The organism is Microbacterium sp. CH-015 (genome assembly GCF_049707015.1).
GTDB classification, from domain to species: domain Bacteria; phylum Actinomycetota; class Actinomycetes; order Actinomycetales; family Microbacteriaceae; genus Microbacterium; species Microbacterium aurum.
In genome coordinates this window covers 1-3,725 of sequence record NZ_JBNAFJ010000022.1, presented here as the reverse complement: position 1 = coordinate 3,725, position 3,725 = coordinate 1, and the positions used below count along the sequence as shown (strand labels likewise).

The window sequence follows — 3,725 nt, the reverse complement described above, 5'->3', positions numbered from 1 at the left end:
GACCGCCGGTGGGGGCGATGGCGGTGACGACGGGTTCACCCTTGGTGAGGGTTCCGGTCTTGTCGAACAGGACGGCGTCGATGGTGCGCATCTGTTCGAGCGCGAGACGGTCTTTGATCAGCACCCCGCCGCGGGCGGCGCGTTCGGTCGCGATGGACACCACGAGCGGGATCGCCAGTCCGAGCGCGTGCGGGCAGGCGATGACGAGGACGGTGATGGTGCGGATGACGGCGTCGTCCGGGCTGCCCACGAGGGTCCAGACGACGGCGGTGACCGCGGCGGCGCCGAGGGCGAACCAGAACAGCCAGCCGGCGGCGCGGTCGGCGATGCGCTGGGCGCGGGAGGTGGAGTTCTGCGCGTCGGTGACGAGTCGTTGGATGCCGGCGAGGGTGGTCTGGTCTCCGGTCGCGGTGACCTGGACGCGCAGGCCGGAGTCGGTCGCGACGGTCCCCGCGGTGACGGTGTCGCCGGTGCTGCGGGAGACGGGGCGTGATTCGCCGGTGACCATGGACTCGTCCATGTCCGCCCGCCCGTCGACGATCCGGCCGTCGGCGGGGACGCTGCCGCCGGGACGGACCACGACCACATCGCCGACACGGAGGTCTGCGGGGGAAACCGTCACGATCTGGTCGCCGTCGACGCGCTCGGCCTCGTCAGGCAGAAGCGCGGCGAGTGAATCCAGGGCTGATGTGGTCTGGGCGAGGGAGCGCATCTCGATCCAGTGGCCGAGGAGCATGATCACGATCAGCAGCGCGAGCTCCCACCAGAACTCGAGTTCATGGTGCAGCAGGCCCAGACTGGCGCCCCAGGATGCGAGAAACGCGACGGTGATCGCCGCGCCGACGAGCAGCATCATCCCGGGCGTGCGTGCCCGCAGTTCGCTGACCGCGCCGGACAGGAACGGCCAGCCGCCCCAGCAATACATGACCGTACCGACCAGCGGAGCGACCAGGTTGATGCCGGGGGCGTCGGGCAGCGAGTACCCGAAGAGCATGGCGAACATGCTCGAGAACGCGACCACCGGCACCGCGAGGATCAGGTTGATCCAGAACAACTGCCGGAACCGTGCCACATGATCGGCCCCGTGCCCGGCATGCCCACCGGGGTGATCATGCTCGCCGTGAGGGTCGTGCCCGGCCGGGTGGTCCATGCCGTTCACGTGGTGGCCACCGTGCTCAGCGACGTGAGAGCCGACCGGCGCCTCGCGTGTTCCCCGTGATGGGTCGTGGTGGTGTGCGTGCGGATCGGTCATGACGAGCCTCCTCGCTGGTCTGTGGTCGGATGATTCCGGCGTCCGGCGGGCCGCGCTTCCTCGGATTGCCGCATATCACCCATCAAACGGAATACCCCCCTGGGGTATTCCGAGGGTCTCGCGTCCGACAGGGCAAGACCCCCGGAATGCCTCCTCAGTTCTGGGTGAGCAGGTTCTCCATCGTGGCGATCTCGGTAGTCTGCGTGTCCAGGATCGCTTGCGCGAGCGCGATCACCTCCTCGTTTGCTCCCTGGTCGAGTTCGGTCTGCGCCATCTCGATCGCGCCCTCGTGGTGCACGATCATCTGCTCCAGGAACAACCGCGCCGCCTCCGCGCCGTCGGCGGCTTCCAGCGCCGCCATGTCGCCATCGGACATCATCCCGTCACCGTGCCCCATCCCGCTCATGTCGCCGCTGGAGCTCCTTCCCCAATTGGTGAGCCAGGACTGCATGAGCTCGATCTCGGGGGCCTGCGCGTCCTTGATCTGCTGCGCCAGGGCCTGCACCTGATCGTCGATGCCGTCCTTGCCGAGGATCGTGTCGCTCATCTCCACCGCCTGCTCGTGGTGGGGGATCATCATGATCACGAACATCTCGTCCGCCGCGTTGACCTGGACAGACGGCGACGTGGGCGACATCATCCCGCCCTGGCCCATCCCCGGCATCGATCCGCCGCCGACATAGGCGCACCCTGCCAGCGACACCGCCACCGCGAGCGGCACGACGGTCAATACCGTCCATCGGAACTTCTTCACAACCATTGGTCCTTCTCCATCGATCGGTGAACTTCGCCCGCGTGCGGGCATGACTCAGCCCCGGCCACGAGGGCCGGGACAGTCGGTTCACGTTCGACTGATGGACAGGTCCAGCAGCGACGGCGGACGGGGCAGCACCGACAACAGCACCCCGACCACACGCGCCAGCGGGCTCGGCCCGCGGCTTCGGCCGCGGATGACCCCGGGGCCGGAGCGCGCCGCCCACAGCACCACCGCCAGCAGACCGAGCACGCACGCCGCCATCAACGCGTCATGCGCCGCACCGGGCGCGCAGTCCGCACAGGCGGTCTCGGCGACGACACCGGTGTCCGACGAGGGGCCGTGGCCGTGTTCGGCGCCGATGCTCGAAACGGCCGTCATCGGCGCTTCGGGGTGCCCGGTCATGAGCGTGTGCATGCCCAGCAGCCCCACCATCACCAGCGCCGCGAGCAACACCGACAGCATCCACCGCCACAGCATCGGCGGATGCAGACGAGTTCGCGTCGTGTCCAGGGCCACAGATCTCCTTGGTTCGCAGAGTACCCCACCGGGGTATTCACCCCCACCCCGCCGCCAGCTGATTTTTCCTGTCAGAAGGCTGGGCGGGGGCACGCGATCGTCGTGACATCCTGAGGGAGTCATGACCTCGTCCGCGATCACCAGCTCTCGCCGCTACGCGCGGTGGCGCAGCATGTGCGCGGTCATCGGGCTGGTCCTCGTTGCTCTCCTCGCCCTGCATGTCTCTCCCGCGACGGCCGCGGATGCCGCGCCCGCGATGTCGACGCAGAGCGAGAGCACCCACTCCCCGGATCTCTCGGACTGCGCGGGGTGCGCGGTGTGCCCGGATGGAAACGGCAGCCCGCACGCCGCGATGGGCGTGCACTGCGGGATGACGTTGCAGCCACCCACCGTGCATGCGGGCGTGGTGCCGACGCGAGCCTGGTTCCGCGCGCTGTCTCCCGGCGCACGACAGCCGTCGCCCGCCGAAGGAGCAGCTGCGCCGCGCTCCCTCACGCTCTGGGAGCTTTCAGTCAGTCGAACGTGAGTGCGGCCCGCCGGGACTGTTCGCCGGCAACCGCATCGCCCGTGTCCGGGCGCCCACACAACCTTCGACGAAAGTGAACCCTGCCATGCCTCGCGCATCGAAAACCAACCTCGGCGTGATCCTCGCGACCACCCTGCTCCTCGTCACCGGCTGCGCAGCCGCCACCCCCGACAGTACGACCACCGATCCACTCGCCGCCGCCGGTTTCCCCGACCAGACCATCCACCAGGTCATCGACGAGCTCGAAGCGACACCGGTCGACGACCGACGCGACGACCTGATCGCATCCGTGCGCCCGAACGCCGTGCTGTTCACCATCGACGGTGGGCCCGAGACCTCCGTCCCACTCGAGGACGAGTTCTACCTCTCCGTCGCGCCGTACCGGAACACCACGCACGACTGCTACTTCCACAGTCTGACCACCTGCGTCGGAGAGCTCGGCGACGAGCCCCTCCACCTCACGGTCGTCGGCGACGATGGCGAGGTGCTGCTCGACGAAGAACGCACGACGAACAGCAACGGCTTCGTCGGACTGTGGCTTCCCCGCGACATCGACGCCACACTCACCATCACGCACGAGAACGGCTCGATCACCACCCCCATCTCCACTGGCGCGGATGACCCCACCTGCCTCACCGATCTGCCTCTCACGTAGAGGGCCCGAGGAAGCGACC

At 68.5% G+C, this 3,725-nt stretch carries 5 protein-coding genes; 2 read left to right on the top strand and 3 right to left on the bottom strand.

Translation table 11 applies throughout. The features are described 5' to 3' along the window. From ACPYN4_RS15380 to ACPYN4_RS15370, 3 genes are all read right to left on the bottom strand, one after another. Positions 1-1,252, bottom strand: a 1,252-nt coding sequence (locus ACPYN4_RS15380; RefSeq protein WP_424446860.1) for an HAD-IC family P-type ATPase, incomplete at its 3' end; no start/stop codon positions are given. 154 nt (positions 1,253-1,406) lie between these two features. Continuing rightward, complete coding sequence (locus ACPYN4_RS15375; protein WP_424446859.1) at positions 1,407-2,057, bottom strand: DUF305 domain-containing protein; 651 nt, start codon at positions 2,055-2,057, stop codon at positions 1,407-1,409. 36 nt (positions 2,058-2,093) lie between these two features. Continuing rightward, the gene (locus tag ACPYN4_RS15370; protein WP_203188291.1) at positions 2,094-2,525 is read right to left on the bottom strand and encodes a DUF6153 family protein; all 432 of its coding nucleotides are present in this window, start codon (positions 2,523-2,525) and stop codon (positions 2,094-2,096) included. 121 nt (positions 2,526-2,646) lie between these two features. Between ACPYN4_RS15370 and ACPYN4_RS15365 the strand changes: the two genes are divergently transcribed. Together ACPYN4_RS15365 and ACPYN4_RS15360 are read left to right on the top strand one after the other, a co-directional pair. Then, a complete protein-coding gene (locus ACPYN4_RS15365; protein ID WP_292859280.1) occupies positions 2,647-3,051 on the top strand; it encodes a hypothetical protein in 405 nt (134 codons plus the stop codon). A gap of 85 nt (positions 3,052-3,136) precedes the next feature. Further along, positions 3,137-3,706, top strand: coding sequence for a CueP family metal-binding protein (locus tag ACPYN4_RS15360; protein ID WP_424446858.1), 570 nt, complete (start codon positions 3,137-3,139; stop codon positions 3,704-3,706). Positions 3,707-3,725 lie beyond the last annotated feature (19 nt).

What these genes read in the sequence shown, in the direction of transcription:
- ACPYN4_RS15375 (WP_424446859.1), bottom strand. Translation starts at nt 2,057, where the DNA reads ATGCCCGCACGCGGGCGAAGTTCACCGATCGATGGAGAAGGACCAATG.
- ACPYN4_RS15360 (WP_424446858.1), top strand. Translation starts at nt 3,137, where the DNA reads ATGCCTCGCGCATCGAAAACCAACCTCGGCGTGATCCTCGCGACCACC.
- ACPYN4_RS15365 (WP_292859280.1), top strand. Translation starts at nt 2,647, where the DNA reads ATGACCTCGTCCGCGATCACCAGCTCTCGCCGCTACGCGCGGTGGCGC.